The organism is Streptomyces sp. NPDC057623 (assembly GCF_042800355.1).
Classification (GTDB): Bacteria; Actinomycetota; Actinomycetes; order Streptomycetales; family Streptomycetaceae; genus Streptomyces.
Genome location: NZ_JBHVGZ010000003.1, coordinates 242702 through 257946, shown reverse-complemented (window position 1 = coordinate 257946; position 15245 = coordinate 242702). Strand labels below are relative to the sequence as shown.

Below are 15245 nucleotides of genomic sequence, written 5' to 3'. Positions count from 1 at the left end.
GCATGCGGGAACCGCAGCGCGGCCCCGCAGAAAAATGGGGCCGTCCGCGATCCGGACGGCCCCAGACGCTCAGGTCGGCGCGTCAGTGGTTGCGCGGGAACCCGAGGTCGACGCCGGACGGGGCGTCCGCCGGGTCCGGCCAGCGGGTGGTGACGACCTTGCCGCGGGTGTAGAAGTGCGTGCCGTCGTTGCCGTAGATGTGGTGGTCGCCGAAGAGCGAGTCCTTCCAGCCGCCGAAGCTGTGGTAGCCGACGGGGACCGGGATCGGGACGTTCACGCCGACCATGCCGGCCTCGATCTCCAGCTGGAAGCGGCGGGCGGCGCCGCCGTCCCGGGTGAAGATCGCGGTGCCGTTGCCGAACGGCGAGCTGTTGATCAGCGCCACGCCGTCCTCGTACGTCTCGGCGCGCAGCACGCACAGGACGGGGCCGAAGATCTCGTCCTGGTACGCCTTGGCGGTGGTCGGCACCTTGTCGAGCAGCGAGATGCCGATCCAGTGGCCGTCCTCGAAGCCGTCGACCGTGTAGCCGGTGCCGTCGAGGACGACCTCGCAGCCCTCGGCCGCGGCGCCCGCCACGTAGGACGCCACCTTGTCGCGGTGGACGGCCGTGATCAGCGGGCCCATCTCACTCGTCGGGTCGTTGCCGGGGCCGATCTTGATCTTCTCGGCGCGCTCGCGGATCTTCTCCACCAGCTCGTCGCCGATGGCACCGACGGCCACGACGGCCGAGATGGCCATGCAGCGCTCGCCCGCGGAGCCGTAGGCGGCCGACACGGCGGCGTCGGCGGCCGCGTCCAGGTCGGCGTCCGGCAGGACCAGCATGTGGTTCTTGGCGCCGCCGAGGGCCTGGACGCGCTTGTGGTTGGCGGAGGCGGTGGTGTGGATGTAGCGGGCGATCGGGGTCGAGCCGACGAAGGACACCGCCTTGACGTCCGGGTGCTCCAGGAGGCGGTCGACGGCCACCTTGTCGCCGTGGACGACGTTGAAGACACCGTCGGGGAGACCGGCCTCCGTCAGCAGCTCGGCGATCCTGACCGCCGCCGACGGGTCCTTCTCGCTCGGCTTCAGCACGAAGGTGTTGCCGCACGCGACGGCGATGGGGAACATCCACAACGGGACCATCGCCGGGAAGTTGAACGGCGTGATGCCCGCGACGACACCCAGCGGCTGACGGATCGAGGAGACGTCCACCCGGCTGGCGACCTGCGTCGACAGCTCGCCCTTCAGCTGCACGCTGATGCCACAGGCCAGGTCGACGATCTCCAGGCCGCGCGCCACCTCACCGAGGGCGTCGGAGTGCACCTTGCCGTGCTCGGCGGTGATCAGCTCGGCGATCTCGTCGCGGTGGGCGTCCAGCAGCGCGCGGAACCTGAACAGGATCGAGGTGCGCTGGGCCAGCGAGGACTGGCCCCAGGTCAGGTACGCCTCCTTGGCGGCGGCGACCGCCGCGTCCACCTCGTCGACCGAGGCGAAGGCGACCTTCGTGGTGACCGCGCCGGTGGCCGGGTCGGTGACCGGCCCGAACGTGCCCGACGCGCCTTCGGCGGTCCTGCCGCCGATCCAGTGGTTGACGATCTTCGTCATGACCGGTTACTCCTTCGCTCAGGTCCGCCTCACGATGTCCCGCCGGTCATGCGGGCCGACCTGCTTTTCTGCCGGGGGTCCGGGGGTTGTCCCCCGGGAGATTCAGCACAGATGGCGGCGACGGGTCGAGACGTGCCGTTCGTACAGCTCACGTGCCTTGACCGCCGACGCTCTGGTCGCGGTCTCGGCCACGGGAACATCCCACCAGGCCTGCGCGGGCGGCGCGCCCGACACTGTGTCTGCCGTTTGGGTCTCGACGTAGACACATGTGGGAGTGTCGGCCGCGCGTGCCTCGGCGAGCGCCTCGCGCAGGTCACGTACGGTCTTCGCGCGCAGCACGCGCATACCCAGGCTGGCGGCGTTGGCGGCCGGTCGACGGGGAGCGGGGCGCCGGTGAAGGTGCCGTCCTCCGCGCGATACCGGTACGCCGTGCCGAAGCGCTCGGCGCCCGTCTCCTGCGACAGGTTGCCGATGGACGCGTACCCGTGGTTCTGCACGAGCAGCACCTTGATCGCGATCCCTTCCGAGGAGCAGGACCGGGAGGTGGTTGACGGTCGCGAGGGCGGCGCCGGTGACGAGGTTGGTCGCACCGGGGCCGATGGACGTGGTCACCGCGTGCGTGGAGAGGCGGTTCGACTGGCGGGCGTAGCCGACCGCCGCGTGCACCATCGCCTGTTCGTTGCGGCCCTGGTGGTACGGCATGACATCGCCGTACTCAAGGAGCGCCTGGCCGATCCCGGCGACGTTTCCATGGCCGAGGATGCCCCAGGTGGCGCCGATCAGACGGTGCCGTACGCCGTCACGCTCGGTGTACTGGGCGGACAGGAAGCGGACGAGCGCCTGTGCGACCGTGAGCCTCGTCGTCGAGGTCATCGGTTACCTCCGTGTGGTCCGGATGGAAGCAGATCCGCCACTTCCGTACGGCTCAGTCGCCCCGTCCGACTCGACGGCGCGGGTCAGCGAGCTGGACCTCCGGCGCGGGGCCGTAGCGGGCGGGGAGTCTTCGCTCGCACTTCGCTCCTGCCAAAGCAAAGCGGCCACCCGCGCCGGAGGCGTTCTGTGCGTCGGCGCTCCGCTGGGAGAACCGACGGGGAATCACGGGTCGTTCGGGTACAGGTCGTTCGGAACGTACGACGGCTCCTGGTCATGGGGTCTCACAACAGTCCTACGGCGGTGTCCACCGCGGCGGCGACGTCCCCGTCCGCCGGGTAGAGCAGCGACCGGCCCACCACCAGGCCCTGCACGGTGGGCAGTTGGAGGGCGCCCCGCCACTTCTCGTATGCCCCGTCCTGGTCCTCGCCGACCTCACCGCCGAGGAGTACGGCGGGCAGCGTCGAGGTCGCCATGACCTCGGCCATGTCGTCGGGGTTGTCGGTGACCGGCACCTTCAGCCAGGTGTAGGCCGAGGTGCCGCCCAGGCCGGAGGCGATGGCGATGGACTTGGTGACGGCCTCGGCGGACAGGTCGTTGGCGACCTTGCCCTCGGGGGTGCGGCCGCTGATGAACGGCTCGACGAAGACCGGGAGCCGGCGCGCCGCCATCTCGTCGACGGCACGGGCGGTGGACTCCAACGTGGTGAGGGAGCCCGGGTCGTCGTAGTCGACGCGCAGGAGCAGCTTGCCGGCGTCGAAACGCAAGCGTTCGATGTCCTCGGGGCGGTGGCCGGTGAAGCGGTCGTCGAGTTCGAAGCTGGCGCCCTGGAGGCCGCCGCGGTTCATGGAGCCCATGACGACCTTGTCGTCCAGCGCACCGAGGAGCAGCAGGTCGTCGAGGATGTCGGCGGTGGCGAGGACGCCGTCCACGCCGGGGCGGGACAGTGCGAGGCAGAGGCGTTCCAGCAGGTCGGCACGGTTGGCCATGGCCAGGCCGCGGCCGCCGACGCCGAGCGCGCCGCGGGCCGGGTGGTCGGCGGCGACGATCATCAGCCGGCCGGAGTCGCCGAGCAGGGGACGCCGTACACGGCCGGCGGCGGCCTCCGCGATTCGCTCGGGATGCCGGGTGCGGGTGCGGACGAGTTCCGCGATGTCGACGGTCACTTGACGGCCCCGGCGGCGAGGGCGTCCTCGATCTCGTCCGGCGTGGGCATCGCGGAGGAGCACTCCAGGCGGGAGGCGACGATGGCACCCGCGGCGTTGGCGTGCCGCATGATCTTCTCCAGGTCCCAGCCTTCGAGCAGCCCGTGGCAGAGGGAGCCGCCGAAGGCGTCACCGGCGCCGAGTCCGTTGAGCACGTTCACGGGCAGCGGCGGCACCTCGGCCTGGTCGCCCTTGCTGTTGACGGCGAGGACACCCTTGGGGCCCTGCTTGACGACGGCGACCTCGACTCCGGCGTCGAGCAGGGCACGGGCGGCGGCGTGCGGCTCGCGGACGCCGGTCGCGACCTCCACCTCGTCGAGGTTGCCGACGGCGACGGTGGTGTGCTTCAGGGCCTCGGCGTAGAAGGAGCGGGCCGCGTCGGCGCCGCCCCTTGCCGTGTCCTTCCAGAACATGGGGCGCCAGTCGAGGTCGAAGACCGTCGTACCGGACTTGGCGCGATGGGCGAGGGCCGCGAGCGTCGCCGTACGGCTGGGCTCCTCGCTCAGGCCGGTGCCGGTGATCCAGAAGATCCGGGCGTCGCGGATGGCGTCGAGGTCGAGCTCATGGGCGTCGATCTCCAGGTCCGGGGCCTTGGGCTGCCGGTAGAAGTACAGCGGGAAGTCGTCCGGCGGGAAGACCTCGCAGAAGGTGACCGGGGTGGGCAGGCCGGTGACCGGGGTGACCCAGCGGTCGTCGACGCCGAATCCCTTCAGGGCTTCGTGGAGGTAGGTGCCGAAGGGGTCGTCGCCGGTGCGGGTGATCACCGCGGTCCGCCGTCCCAGGCGCGCGGCGGCGACGGCGACGTTCGTCGCCGAGCCGCCGAGGAACTTGCCGAAGGAGGTGACCTGCGGCAGCGGGACGCCGGTCTGGAGCGGATAGAGGTCCACGCCGATCCGGCCCATGGTGATCAGGTCGTACGCCATCGGTGTCCCTCGGTCTCCTCGTCGCGGCTCCGGTGCCGACTGCGCGGATCGGCCCTCCACGGTTTTGTAGCCCTGCGAGGGGAGGCCTGTCAATGTTTTGTCCAGACATTCGAACGAAGACGGCCCGAGGGAAGCCGGGCGCCCGGGCAGCCGCCGGGTCGCTCAGTTCTCGCGCGTTGCGGACCACCGTCGCGTTCCGGCCCATTGTCGTGTCGCGGCCTGCGACAGGAGCCCCTGTCAACGCGCCGCGCCCTTGCTCTCGCGTGCGCCTTTGCGTCACCTGTGTCACAAAGGCGTCTTCCCTGTCACACATGTCGCATGTACGCAGGACCTGCGTCACACCCGGTGCACAGCCCCTGTCTCCTTCTCAGTGCGCGTCGTTGAGGGGGCACAGGCTTTGTGATCACCAGCGCAGCGCACGGTACCCCCGACGACCGCCCCCGGTCGCCGCCGCGGCGCGCGCAGGGAGGTGCAACCGATGACCGACCGAATGCTCTGGTCCTACAAGGAGATCGCGGCGCACATCAAGGTGCAGCCGGACACCGTGCGGTCATACCGCAAGCACGGGTTGCTGCCACCGCCGGACCATGTGGAGGGCGGCAAGCCCTTCTGGTACCCGGACACGGTGCGGGCCTGGGTGGAGTCCCGCCCGGGCAACCGGGGCAGAAAGGTGGACTGACCTCCCGGCCGCCTCCCCGCCCCCCGGCCCCCGCGGCCTTCCGGAAATCAAGCTGTGCCCCACCTGACCCGTGGGGCACAGTCCTCGCATGAGCAGCTTCTCCGTCAAACCCACTCTCACCGGCGACAAGACCGTGCTCCGGCCGTTCACCGGGGCCGACGCCGACACCATGTGGGAGATCATCGAGGATCCCGAGGTCGAGCGCTTCACCTTCTCGCCGGGCAACGAACTCACCCTGGAGCGGGTGCGTTCCTGGTACCGCTCACTGTCCGAGCAGCCCGACCGCCTCGACCTCGCCGTCACCGACCGCGCCACGGGCGAACTCCTCGGCGAGGTCGTCCTGCACGAGTGGGACCCGCATGCCCGCAGCTGCACCTTCCGCACACTGATCGGCCCGCGCGGCCGCGACCGCGGCATCGGCACCGAGGCCACCCGGCTCATCGTCGGCTACGGCTTCGAGCAACTCGACCTGCACCGGATCGAGTTGGGCGCCTACGGCCACAACCACCGGGCCCTGCGCGTGTACGAGAAGGTCGGGTTCGTGACGGAGGGGATCCGCCGCGAAGCCCAGTCAAGGAACGGCGAGTGGCTGGACGAGGTGCTCATGGCCGTCCTCGACCACGAGTGGGCCGCCCTCACCTCCACGGCTCGATGACCGTCACCCCCGCCCCCGGTGCCGTCCCGATCGCCGTCAGCGCGGCCGGCACCGCGTCCAGCGCGATCGTCGACGTCACCAGCAGATCCGGCCGCAGCACGCCCGCCCGAACCAGCTCCAGCATCGTCGGGTAGGTGTGCGCCGCCATGCCGTGGCTGCCCAGGAGTTCGAGCTCCAGGGCGATCGCACGGGCCATGGGGACGGGGGAGCTGCCGGAGGCCGAGGGCAGCAGGCCCACCTGGATGTGCCGGCCCCTGCGGCGCAGGCCGTTGACGGAGGCGGCGCAGGTGACGGGCGAGCCGAGGGCGTCGAGGGAGAGATGGGCGCCGCCGCCGGTCAGGGCGTGGACGGCGGCCGCGGTGTCCGGCGTGCTCGACGCGTCCACGCACTGCGCCGGCCCGAACTTCCGCGCCAGGTCCAGGGCCTGCGGTGAGACGTCCACCGCGACGACCCGCGCGCCCGAGGCCGCCGCGATCATCACCGCCGACAGGCCGACCCCGCCGCAGCCGTGCACGGCGACCCACTCCCCCGCCGCCACCCGGCCCTGCTGCACGACCGCCCGGAACGCCGTGGCGAACCGGCAGCCCAGCGAGGCCGCCGTCGCGAAGGACATCTCCTCGGGCACGGCGACGAGGTTGACGTCGGCGTGGTCCAGCGCGACGTACTGGGCGAAGGAGCCCCAGTGGGTGAAGCCGGGCTGGGTCTGCCGTTCGCACACCTGCTGGTCGCCCGCGGCACACGCGGCGCAGCCGCCGCAGGCGCAGACGAAGGGCACGGTGACCCGGTCGCCGGGGCGCCAGCCGGTCACCCGGTCGCCCACCGCCTCGACGACACCGGCGAGTTCGTGGCCCGGCACATGCGGCAGCGTGATGTCCGGGTCGTGCCCCTGCCAGCCGTGCCAGTCGCTGCGGCACAGCCCGGTGGCCTCGACCCGCACGGTCACTCCGTGGGGGGCGGGGTGCGGGTCGGGCACCTCACACACTTCGGCCGTCTCCCCGAAACGCTCGAACACCACTGCCCGCATGCCTGTGTCTCCTTTCGGCCGACACGCTTCGCGGGATCGGCCGCGAGAGGTCGTCGATTGTCTGCGGACTACATCGTGGCTGGTCGCGCAGTTCCCCGCGCCCCTTTGGGGCGCCCTCCGAGGTTCCGCCGACAAAGTCAGCCGCGTGTGCTCGCCTTGTCCCGCTCCCGTGCCGGCTCGGCTGTCGAGGCCGTCGAGGCTGTCGACTCGCCCTCGCTGAAGCCGAAGCGGGTGTGGAACCGCCGCAACGGACCCGGGGCCCACCAGGTCGCCCGCCCCGTGAGACGCATGACCGCCGGGACCAGAAGGCTGCGGACGATCATCGCGTCCATCAGCACCGCCAGGGCGATCCCGAGGCCGAGCATCTTGGTGTTGGTCACCCGGGAGGTGCCTATCGCGACCATCACCACCGCGAGGATCACGGCGGCGGCGGTGATCAGGCCGCCCGTGCGCTGAAGGCCATGGCGGACCGCCTGGTCGTGGTCGCCGCTCGTGTCGTACTCCTCCTTGATGCGGGAGAGCAGGAACACGCCGTAGTCCATGGACAGGCCGAAGGCGACGCAGAACATCAGTACCGGGAGGGTCGTCTCGATCGAACCGGGGCTGGTGAAGCCGAGCAGGCCGGACAGATGGCCGTCCTGGAAGACCCAGACCACCGCGCCGAACATCGCCGTCAGGCTGAGCGCGTTGAGCACCACGGCCTGGATCGGGATGAGGACACTGCCCGTCAGCAGGAACACCAGCAGCAGGGTGACGATCGTGATGAAGGCGGCCGCCAGGGGCAGGCGTTCGGCTATCGCGTCCTTGGAGTCGACCAGGACCGCCGCAGCGCCGGTCACCTCGGTGTCGAACGGCGCCGGTGTCGCGCGCAGCTCGTCCACCAGGCCCTGGGCCGGGTCGTCCACGGCCTCGCCCTTCGGCAGCACCGTGAAGTACGCCGACTCGCCCTTCACCAGCGGTCCGTCGACCCGCAGCACCTCCGGGAGAGCGGCGATCCGCTCCTTGTAGGCGACGTACTGCGCCTGCGTCGCCTGGCCCTCGGCGAGTACCTCGAGGCCGCCTCCGGGGCTGCCCGGGAAGCCGTCGCGGATGTGCTGCTGCACGACATGGGACTCGGCGGTCGACGGCAGCTGACGGTCGTCGGCGGTGCCGAACTTCACGCCCAGGAAGGGCAGTCCGAGCAGGACCAGGACGGCGGTGGTGCCCAGGGCGAAGAAGGGGGCGCGGCGCATGACGAGGTTCGCCGTGCGGGTCCAGGCCCTGCCGTCCGTCGCGGCGGGGGCCGGGTCCGCCGGCTTCGGCCGGCCGCGTCGGAACAGGCGGCGCAGGTCCGCGGAGTTGACCCGGTGACCGAGCAGGACCAGTGCGGCGGGGAGCAGGATCAGCGCGGCCGCCGCGGCCAGCAGCACCACCGCGATCCCGGCGTAGGCGAAGGACCGCAGGAAGTACTGCGGGAAGAGCAGCATCGCCGCGAGGGACACCGCGACCGTGAGGGCCGAGAAGAGGACGGTGCGGCCGGCCGTGCGCAGGGTCGTGCCGACCGCCGCCAGCGGTTCGGCGCCGGTGGCGAGTTCCTCACGGAAGCGGCGGACGATGAACAGGGCGTAGTCGACGGCCAGGCCCAGGCCCAGCGCCGTCGTGAGGTTCATGGCGAAGACGGACACGTCGGTGACCTCGGTCAGGCCGCGCAGCAGGGCGTTCGTCCCGAGGATCGCGACGATGCCGATGCCGAGCGGCAGCAGGGCCGCGACGGCGCTGCCGAAGACCATCACCAGCAGCACCAGGGTGACCGGCAGAGCGATCACCTCGGCGCGGACCAGGTCCTCCTGGATGGTCGTCTGCATCTCGTGCCGCACCGCGACCGGACCGCCGACGCCGACCTCCACCGGGCCGTGCGCGCCCCGGAACTCGGGCGCGATGCGGTCCAGGGTCTCCCCCGCCTCCTTCTCCTCGCCGGTTATGCGGGCGGTGATCAGCGCCTCGTGGCCGTCCTCGGCGCGCAGGGCGGGGGCCGCCGAGGGGTCCGCCTGCCAGTAGGAGCCGACCCCCGTGACGCCCTTCTCGGCGGCCAGGCGCGCGGTGATACGCCGGGCCTCCGCGGCGACCGCGGGGTCGTCCACCGAGGCGTCGCCCGCGTCCACGAGAAGCAGGAGGTTGGGCTGGGAGGCGGGGAACTCGCGCTCCAGCGCCTTGGTCGCGTACGTCGACTCCGCGTCCGGGTCCTCCCAGCCGCCGCTGCCCAGCCGGTCGGCGACGCCGCTGCCGGCCAGCACGGCGAGCGCGGTGATCACCAGGGCCACGAGCAGCGACAACCGGGGCCGGGCCGTCACGAAGCGGGTCCAGCCTCCGACGCGCGGCGGCTTCTTGACTTCGGTCATTGTGCGGTGTCCCCTTCACCCTGATTCGTTCCGACGCCCCGATCCGTGCCGTCGCCCGATCCGCGCCGTCGCCCTGATCCGTGCCGTCGCTCTGAATTCCTGCGGTGCGCAGCAAGGCAGCATGGAGCCGTCACTGCCATAGACTGGCAAACACGAGACATCGCTCGCGTTCCTCCAGAATGCGAGCGACCACTCGCCTTTGTCAATCGCGTTCGGAGAACTGGGGATAACGCGTGCCCACAAACCAGGAGAAGGAACAGCCGCGCCGCCGCCAGGCCCGCGGCGAGCGCCGTATCGCCCAGCTGCTCGAGGCCGCGGCCGCCGTCTTCACCACCACCGGCTACACGGCCGCCAGCACCAACGCCATCGCCCGCGAGGCCGGCGTCTCACCGGGCACGCTGTACCAGTTCTTCCCGAACAAGGAAGCGATCGCGATCGAGCTGGGCGACCGGCTCATGCGCGAGATGCGCGAGACGTTCGGCGAGGCGCTCGCCCCGGTCGATCCCGCGACCCCGCTGGAGGAGGCCGTCGGCTCGGCCGTCGACCGGTTCATCGCCTTCAACTGCGACCACCCGGTGTTCTTCGCGCTGATGCACGGCCCCGACATCCCCGGCCGCATGGCCGAGGAGCACGACGCCCTGCACGCGACCCTGCTGTCCCGGATCGAGGCCCTGCTCTCCTCCTTCCTGCCCGACGCCGCCCCGGCCGACCTCACCCGGACCTCCCACATGTGCCTGGGCCTGTACAAGGCGGGCCTGGAGCTGGTCCTCGCCCACGAGGGCGCCGAACGCGACGCCTACGTCCAGGAGCTGAAGTACGCCCTGATCCGCTACCTCGACCCGCTGGTGGGCGACAGACTCGGCCTGCCCGACCCGCTTCCCGACCGCACCGACCTCTCTTGGAGAAATACCCCGTAGGGGTATACCGTGGTAAGGGAGGGACCCCGCGGGTCCCGGCAACCCCACATGCCTCGACGAGGAGAACGACATGACCGCGCAGACCGACACCCCGGGTTCCGTCACCGCCGTCTACAAGGTGAGCGGCATGAGCTGCGGACACTGCGAGGGAGCCGTCTCCGGTGAGATCTCCGAACTCCCCGGCGTGAGCTCGGTGAAGGCCGTCGCCTCGACCGGCGAGGTCACCGTCGTCTCCGCGGCCGCGCTGGACGAGGAGACCGTGCGCGCGGCCGTCGACGAGGCGGGCTTCGAGCTGGTCGCCAAGATCTGAGCAAGGACATGCCCCGCACCACCGACGAGCCTCCGATAGCCGGGACGACCGGTGCCGTCGACACGAACGACCCGGCCGCCGGCGGCCCCGGCACGTCCGGCACAGCCGCCGGCGCCTCCGCGGTCGAGTTGCTCATCGGCGGGATGACCTGCGCCTCCTGCGCGGCCCGCGTCGAGAAGAAGCTCAACCGCATGGACGGCGTGACCGCCACGGTGAACTACGCGACGGAGAAGGCGAAGGTCAGCTACCCCGCGGGCATCCAGGTCGCCGACCTGATCGCCACCGTGGAGAAAACGGGCTACACCGCGGCGGAACCCGCTCCCCCGGAACCCGCGCGGCAGGATCCGCAGGAGGCGACGAAAGCCCCGGAGGACCCGGAGGACCCGGACCCGACCGGCTACCGCCGGCGCCTCACCGTCTCCGCCCTGCTCACCGCCCCGGTCATCCTGCTGTCGATGATCCCGGCCCTCCAGTTCGACAACTGGCAGTGGCTGGCGCTCACCCTCGCCTCGCCGGTCGTCGTCTGGGGCGGCCTGCCCTTCCACCGGGCCGCGTTCACCGGCGCCCGGCACGGCGCGGCGACCATGGACACACTGATCTCGATGGGCACGCTGGCCGCGTACGGCTGGTCGCTGTGGGCGCTGTTCCTCGGCGACGCGGGCATGAGCGGCATGCACGACACCTTCGAGTTCACGGTCGCGCGCGTGGACGGCGCCTCGCAGATCTATCTCGAAGTGGCCTCCGGGGTCGTCACGTTCATCCTCCTCGGCCGCTTCCTGGAGGCGCGGGCCAAGCGCCGCGCGGGAGCGGCGCTGCGGGCGCTGATGGAACTGGGCGCGAAGGACGTGTCGGTACTGCGGGACGGCCGCGAGGTCCGCGTCCCCGTGGACGGACTGGCCGTAGGAGACCGGTTCGTCGTCCGGCCCGGCGAGAAGATCGCCACCGACGGCACCGTCGTCGAGGGCGCGTCGGCGGTGGACGCGGCCCTGCTGACCGGCGAGTCGGTGCCGGTGGACGTGACGGTCGGGGACGCGGTGACCGGGGCGACCGTCAACGCCGGGGGCCGGCTGGTCGTCGAGGCGACCCGGGTCGGCGCCGGGACACAGCTCGCGCGGATCGCGAGGCTGGTGGAGGACGCGCAGAACGGCAAGGCCGAGGTGCAGCGGCTCGCCGACCGGATCTCCGCGGTGTTCGTCCCGACGGTCGTCGTCCTCGCGGTCGCGACCTTCGGGGCCTGGCTCGGCATCACCGACGACGCGGTCGCCGCGTTCACCGCGGCGGTCGCGGTGCTGATCATCGCCTGCCCGTGCGCGCTGGGCCTCGCCACGCCCACGGCCCTGATGGTCGGCACGGGGCGAGGGGCACAGCTCGGCATCCTCATCAAGGGCCCCGAGGTGCTGGAGTCCACGCGCCGGGTCGACACCGTCGTCCTGGACAAGACCGGCACAGTCACCACGGGCCGGATGACCCTCCAGAAGGTGTACGTCGCCGACGGCGCCGACGAGGAGGAGGTGCTGAGGCTCGCGGGCGCCGTCGAGCACGCCTCCGAGCATCCCGTCGCCCGGGCGGTCGCCGTGGGCGCGGAGGAGCAGGTCGGGCGGCTGCCGGAGGTCACGGGCTTCGAGAACGTCCCCGGGCGCGGCGCACGCGGCCGCGTGGAGGGCCGTGACGTGGCCGTGGGGCGCCTCTACGACGTGCTGCCCACCGGGCTGGCCCGCGCCAAGGACGAGGCCGAGAGGGACGGTCGTACGGCCGTCGTGGTCGGGTGGGACGGAACGGCGCGCGGGATCGTCGCCGTCGCGGACGCGGTGAAGGAGACCAGCGCCGAGGCGGTGCGCGAGCTGCGGGCGCTGGGGCTCACTCCGGTGCTGCTGACCGGGGACAACCGGGCGGTCGCCGAGGCGGTGGCGGGCGTGGTCGGCATCGACCAGGTGATCGCGGAGGTCCTGCCCGAGGACAAGGTCGAGGCGGTACGGCGGCTGCAGCGCGAGGGGCGGTGCGTGGCCATGGTGGGCGACGGCGTCAACGACGCGGCCGCGCTTGCCACCGCTGATCTGGGTCTCGCCATGGGGACGGGGACGGACGCGGCGATCGAGGCGAGCGATGTGACGCTGGTGCGCGGCGATCTGCGGGTGGCGGCGGACGCCATCCGGCTGTCGCGGCGGACGCTCGGCACGATCAAGGGCAACCTCGTGTGGGCCTTCGGGTACAACGTCGCCGCGTTGCCGCTGGCCGCGGCGGGGTTGTTGAACCCGATGATCGCGGGGGCCGCGATGGCCTTCTCGTCCGTGTTCGTGGTGACGAACAGCCTGCGGCTGCGGACGTTCCGGTGAATTCGTAGTAAGAACCCCGCTGGGCCCCTCTGGAGTCCGACGCCCGGCTCACATAAGCTCTTCACAAGGCTCGCGCATCATCCTTACGCTTGGGTCCCGATCGGCATATCGGGGCTCTTGCGTACCTAACGGACATATGCAAGAGACGCAGATCACAGTGATGTGAAGGTAACCATCGAAGGGGTTCGAAGGTCTAAGTTGACGATGTCAGACGGCGTCTTGGGGGGCGCCAACTGGCATCTGAGGATGTCTTGGGGGACTTCCTCAGAGTTGCGTTGCCGGGGCAGGCACTTCGGGAAGCTTTGAGCGGCCCTCCCGAGCGTGCGCTGTCCCGGCAGACCGCACAGCACAGCCCCGTACATGAGTACGACGAGTTTGCTCGTTCTGCTCAAACAGCAACACCGAAAGACAGCGATTCAGGCGCTGCTCTCTCAGACGCCCGGCCGGATCCCGTGGGGGGAATCCGCACCGGGACATGGGAAGGCGCCCTGGACGTCGGCCCGTGGGGGGACCGCCGCCAGGGCGCCTTCTGCTATCCGCGCATCTCTCTGCCGCCCGCGCGGACGCGAACCCCCGAACACACCCACCAACACAAGAGCCCCGCACCCGACCGAAGCCGGGCACGAGGCTCTGAAAACAAACCGGACTCAGCGCTCCCAGAGAACACCGAAGCCACAACCAACCGGGGCACCGGCAAACCCGGCCCCCCCACCGGCAGGTGTCAGCGCCGCTCGACGGAAACCATGCCGAGCTCCGTCACATCCGCGCCCGTGCGGACCGGGGGAACGACCCCCGGACCCCATGCCTCAGACCCCGAGACCGCACCCCGGCCGGACAGACCCGGCCAAGGCACCCCAAGCCCCGGAACCGCGGCACCACAACGGGGGCACCGGCAAACCCGGCGCCCCCACCGGCAGGTGTCAGCGCTGCTCGACGGGCACGAAGTCGCGCTCCACCACGCCGGTGTAGATCTGGCGCGGGCGGCCGATGCGGGAGCCCGGCTCCTTGATCATTTCGTGCCACTGGGCGATCCAGCCCGGGAGGCGGCCGAGGGCGAAGAGGACCGTGAACATCTCGGTCGGGAAGCCCATGGCCCGGTAGATCAGGCCGGTGTAGAAGTCGACGTTCGGGTAGAGGCTGCGCGAGACGAAGTAGTCGTCGGAGAGCGCGTGCTCCTCCAGCTTCAGCGCGATGTCCAGCAGCTCGTCGGACTTGCCGAGGGCCGAGAGGACGTCGTGCGCGGCGGCCTTGATGATCTTGGCGCGCGGGTCGAAGTTCTTGTAGACCCGGTGGCCGAAGCCCATCAGGCGGACGCCGTCCTCCTTGTTCTTCACCTTGCGGATGAAGGAGTCGACGTCGCCGCCGGAGGCCTGGATACCCTCCAGCATCTCCAGGACGGACTGGTTGGCGCCGCCGTGCAGCGGGCCCCAGAGCGCGGAGATACCGGCGGAGATCGACGCGAACATGTTCGCCTGCGACGAGCCGACCAGGCGGACCGTCGACGTCGAACAGTTCTGCTCGTGGTCCGCGTGCAGGATCAGCAGCTTGTCGAGCGCGGCGACGACGACCGGGTCGAGCTCGAACTCCTGCGCCGGCACCGAGAAGGTCATCCGCAGGAAGTTCTCGACGTAGCCGAGGTCGTTGCGCGGGTAGACGAACGGGTGGCCGATCGACTTCTTGTACGCGTAGGCGGCGATCGTCGGAAGCTTGGCGAGCAGACGGATCGTCGAGAGGTTGCGCTGCGTCTCGTCGAACGGGTTGTGGCTGTCCTGGTAGAACGTGGACAGCGCGGAGACGACCGACGACAGCATGGCCATCGGGTGGGCGTCACGCGGGAAGCCCTTGTAGAAGTTCTTGACGTCCTCATGCAGCAGGGTGTGCTGCGTGATGTCGTTCTTGAACACCGAGAGCTCGTCGACGGTCGGCAGCTCACCGTTGATCAGCAGGTAGGCCACCTCCAGGAAGGTGGAGCGCTCGGCCAGCTGTTCGATCGGGTAGCCGCGGTAGCGGAGGATGCCCGCCTCGCCGTCGAGGTACGTGACGGCGGATTTATAGGCGGCGGTGTTGCCGTAGCCGCTGTCCAGCGTCACCAGACCGGTCTGGGCGCGGAGCTTGCCGATGTCGAAGCCCTTGTCGCCGACGGTGCTGTCAATCACCGGGTAGGTGTACTCGCCGTCGCCGTACCGCAGTACTACAGAGTTGTCGCTCACGTCTTCCCTCACCGACGTTGTGCCTCATCTTCGAGGTTGCCCTGACTGTCTCTACCCTCCCCCATTCGGCTCAGGAGAGTGCACTCGGGGTCGACCATTGGGCCTATTGGCGGCACTCAGTGCCGCCAACCTGTCATCCTGCCCCCTGTTTTCCCC

At 70.7% G+C, this 15245-nt stretch carries 11 protein-coding genes and 2 pseudogenes; 5 read left to right on the top strand and 8 right to left on the bottom strand.

Going from position 1 to position 15245, the window contains the following annotated elements:
* Positions 1–82: 82 nt before the first annotated feature.
* The 5 genes and pseudogenes from mmsA to iolC form a co-directional block, all read right to left on the bottom strand.
* Positions 83–1585 (bottom strand): CoA-acylating methylmalonate-semialdehyde dehydrogenase, encoded by a 1503-nt coding sequence (gene mmsA, locus ACFU95_RS05455; protein ID WP_383822039.1) that lies wholly within the window; start codon positions 1583–1585, stop codon positions 83–85.
* A 102-nt stretch (positions 1586–1687) separates the two neighbouring features.
* A pseudogene (locus ACFU95_RS05450) lies at positions 1688–2458 on the bottom strand (thiamine pyrophosphate-binding protein).
* 88 nt (positions 2459–2546) lie between these two features.
* Positions 2547–2660 (bottom strand): annotated as a pseudogene (locus ACFU95_RS05445) (5-deoxy-glucuronate isomerase); the annotation flags it as partial.
* Between the two features lie 79 nt (positions 2661–2739).
* The gene (locus tag ACFU95_RS05440; protein ID WP_383822035.1) at positions 2740–3621 is read right to left on the bottom strand and encodes a deoxyribose-phosphate aldolase; all 882 of its coding nucleotides are present in this window, start codon (positions 3619–3621) and stop codon (positions 2740–2742) included.
* Complete coding sequence (iolC, locus tag ACFU95_RS05435; protein WP_383822032.1) at positions 3618–4583, bottom strand: 5-dehydro-2-deoxygluconokinase; 966 nt, start codon at positions 4581–4583, stop codon at positions 3618–3620. The genes ACFU95_RS05440 and iolC overlap by 4 nt, the downstream gene beginning before the upstream one ends.
* Positions 4584–5061: 478 nt before the next feature.
* Between iolC and ACFU95_RS05430 the strand changes: the two genes are divergently transcribed.
* The gene (locus tag ACFU95_RS05430) at positions 5062–5262 is read left to right on the top strand and encodes a helix-turn-helix transcriptional regulator (protein ID WP_383822029.1); all 201 of its coding nucleotides are present in this window, start codon (positions 5062–5064) and stop codon (positions 5260–5262) included.
* An 88-nt stretch (positions 5263–5350) separates the two neighbouring features.
* Positions 5351–5917: a GNAT family N-acetyltransferase gene (locus ACFU95_RS05425; RefSeq protein ID WP_383822026.1), complete on the top strand. Its 567-nt coding sequence runs from the start codon at positions 5351–5353 to the stop codon at positions 5915–5917.
* Here the strand turns inward: ACFU95_RS05425 and ACFU95_RS05420 are convergent.
* Positions 5898–6941, bottom strand: a complete 1044-nt coding sequence (locus tag ACFU95_RS05420) for a zinc-dependent alcohol dehydrogenase family protein (protein WP_383822024.1) — start codon at positions 6939–6941, stop codon at positions 5898–5900. The two genes, ACFU95_RS05425 and ACFU95_RS05420, sit on opposite strands and share 20 nt — an antisense overlap.
* 137 nt (positions 6942–7078) lie before the next feature.
* Positions 7079–9319, bottom strand: coding sequence for an MMPL family transporter (locus ACFU95_RS05415; protein ID WP_383822021.1), 2241 nt, complete (start codon positions 9317–9319; stop codon positions 7079–7081).
* 233 nt (positions 9320–9552) lie between these two features.
* Between ACFU95_RS05415 and ACFU95_RS05410 the strand changes: the two genes are divergently transcribed.
* The 3 genes from ACFU95_RS05410 (at position 9553) to ACFU95_RS05400 (ending at position 12879) form a co-directional block, all read left to right on the top strand.
* Positions 9553–10236 (top strand): TetR family transcriptional regulator, encoded by a 684-nt coding sequence (locus tag ACFU95_RS05410; protein ID WP_383822018.1) that lies wholly within the window; start codon positions 9553–9555, stop codon positions 10234–10236.
* Between the two features lie 70 nt (positions 10237–10306).
* On the top strand, positions 10307–10546 hold the full coding sequence (locus ACFU95_RS05405) for a heavy-metal-associated domain-containing protein (RefSeq protein ID WP_383822016.1): 240 nt from the start codon (positions 10307–10309) through the stop codon (positions 10544–10546).
* Positions 10547–10554: 8 nt separating this feature from the next.
* The gene (locus ACFU95_RS05400) at positions 10555–12879 is read left to right on the top strand and encodes a heavy metal translocating P-type ATPase (RefSeq protein ID WP_383822013.1); all 2325 of its coding nucleotides are present in this window, start codon (positions 10555–10557) and stop codon (positions 12877–12879) included.
* Between the two features lie 920 nt (positions 12880–13799).
* On the opposite strand, the gene ACFU95_RS05395 is transcribed toward ACFU95_RS05400, so the two are convergent.
* A complete protein-coding gene (locus ACFU95_RS05395; RefSeq protein ID WP_383822010.1) occupies positions 13800–15089 on the bottom strand; it encodes a citrate synthase in 1290 nt (429 codons plus the stop codon).
* Between the last annotated feature and the right edge of the window lie 156 nt (positions 15090–15245).

Coding starts and splice junctions, on each gene's coding strand:
- ACFU95_RS05430 (WP_383822029.1), top strand. CDS start 5,062: ATGACCGACCGAATGCTCTGGTCCTACAAGGAGATCGCGGCGCACATC.
- iolC (WP_383822032.1), bottom strand. CDS start 4,583: ATGGCGTACGACCTGATCACCATGGGCCGGATCGGCGTGGACCTCTAT.
- ACFU95_RS05405 (WP_383822016.1), top strand. CDS start 10,307: ATGACCGCGCAGACCGACACCCCGGGTTCCGTCACCGCCGTCTACAAG.
- mmsA (WP_383822039.1), bottom strand. CDS start 1,585: ATGACGAAGATCGTCAACCACTGGATCGGCGGCAGGACCGCCGAAGGC.
- ACFU95_RS05425 (WP_383822026.1), top strand. CDS start 5,351: ATGAGCAGCTTCTCCGTCAAACCCACTCTCACCGGCGACAAGACCGTG.
- ACFU95_RS05400 (WP_383822013.1), top strand. CDS start 10,555: ATGCCCCGCACCACCGACGAGCCTCCGATAGCCGGGACGACCGGTGCC.
- ACFU95_RS05415 (WP_383822021.1), bottom strand. CDS start 9,319: ATGACCGAAGTCAAGAAGCCGCCGCGCGTCGGAGGCTGGACCCGCTTC.
- ACFU95_RS05420 (WP_383822024.1), bottom strand. CDS start 6,941: ATGCGGGCAGTGGTGTTCGAGCGTTTCGGGGAGACGGCCGAAGTGTGT.